Source organism: Clostridium psychrophilum (assembly GCF_018861705.1).
Classification (GTDB): Bacteria; Bacillota; Clostridia; order Clostridiales; family Clostridiaceae; genus Clostridium_AD; species Clostridium_AD psychrophilum.
The window spans coordinates 1-1,617 of sequence record NZ_JAHLEC010000234.1 but is presented as its reverse complement, the minus strand read 5'-3'; the positions used below and the strand labels follow the sequence as shown (position 1 = coordinate 1,617).

1 protein-coding gene is annotated in these 1,617 nt (G+C 30.9%); it reads left to right on the top strand.

Annotated features, from left to right (window positions below):
- Window positions 1–329: 329 nt before the first annotated feature.
- Window positions 330–1,349 (top strand): zinc-dependent alcohol dehydrogenase, encoded by a 1,020-nt coding sequence (locus KPL38_RS19170; RefSeq protein ID WP_216290733.1) that lies wholly within the window; start codon window positions 330–332, stop codon window positions 1,347–1,349.
- Window positions 1,350–1,617 lie beyond the last annotated feature (268 nt).

Below are 1,617 nucleotides of genomic sequence, written 5' to 3'. Positions count from 1 at the left end.
AAAGCCATCCTTAAGACGAATTTCTATCATAACGCGTTCTTCCAAGTTCAAGTGTTTATTTTTACGTGATTGTGTGTTATTATTTGGGTATTCCATAGTGATTATCCTCCTTGTGTGTTTTAGTTGTGACGATTAAAGCATAACACAGAATTAATCCGCTATGGATTTTTATTGGTTCAACTTGATTTTACAACAAGTCTCGATCATATAGATGAGAAAAATATAAAATAATTATATTGACTTTTATTAATCAGTTTGTTATTATTAAATTATAAAAAGGAACAGCGTTCCGAATTAAGGAACAACAAATATATATGGAGGGATTATAAATGAAGACATTAATATATGCAGGTCCACAAGAAGTGAGAGTTAAAGAAATGGACGTTCCAGAACTTAAAGATGGACAAGTAAGAATTCGAGTAAAATACTGTGGAGTTTGTGGTTCAGATATAGGAATTTACTCAGGCAAACATCCAAGAGCAAAAGCGCCTTTAGTATTAGGACATGAGTTTGTTGGAGTTATTGATCAGATTAAAGGATCATCAGAAAAGTTTAAGATAGGAGATAGAGTTTGTGCTTATCCTTTAATTTCTTGTGGCAAATGTTTTGCATGTAAGACAGGGTCACCACATGTTTGTAATACTTTAAAGCTTATCGGAATTGATATTGATGGTGGCATGGCTGAATATGTTAATTGCTATGAAAACGTATTAGTTAAACTAGATGATTCATTACCAGATAAGGTTGCAGCCGTGGTAGAACCTCTTGCGGTGGTTATTCGTACATTACATCAATCAAAATTTAAAGCTTTAGACAATGCTGTAATTATAGGAGCAGGTCCAATAGGAATATTAACTGGAATCGTATTAAAACATAGTGGAGCTTCAAAAATTATTATTTCAGACATTGATGATAGCAGATTGAAAATGTGCGAAGATATGGGATTTACGGCTGTAAATGTGAAAATACAAAATTTGATAGACTGTGTAAACGATGCCACTGATAATGTTGGAGCTGATGTTGTATTTGAATGTAGTGGGTCTGAAATTGCTGCCTTAGATATAACAAAAGTCTGTCGCATTGGAGGCACTATTTGTATGACTGGAATTCATAAGATGCCTCATGCAGTTAATCTTCAAGATATTAATTTTAAAGAACAGACAATAGTTGGAAGCCGTGTATATACTATGAGAGAATTTGAACAAGCTGTTCAATATGCACATCAAATTAAAGATGACATAGAAAAAATTGTAACACATATTGTTCCTTTAGACAGTGCAGATAAAGTTTTTGATTTAATAAAAAATCCAAATGAAAAAACTGTAAAGGTAATTGTAGATTGTGAATAGCAGTGAAAATATAAAATTATAGATAGTGTTAACTAACTTATGAAAAAATAATAATGGAAATATTAGGATTTAGAATGTGGGTTGAAAAGTGAAAATGTATCCTGAAGAAATTTAATGTTGCTTTATTTGTTGTTGAGTTTCTAAAAGTTAAGAACTGTTTTTTTCTATGAATAAAAAAAAGCAACACAAATACACCTGTTTAAACAGTTTCCTTTTTACAGAAAATTGACAGGTAAAACTAATTTTATTATATTAAATGTAGATTCTT

What these genes read in the sequence shown, in the direction of transcription:
- KPL38_RS19170 (WP_216290733.1), top strand. Translation starts at nt 330, where the DNA reads ATGAAGACATTAATATATGCAGGTCCACAAGAAGTGAGAGTTAAAGAA.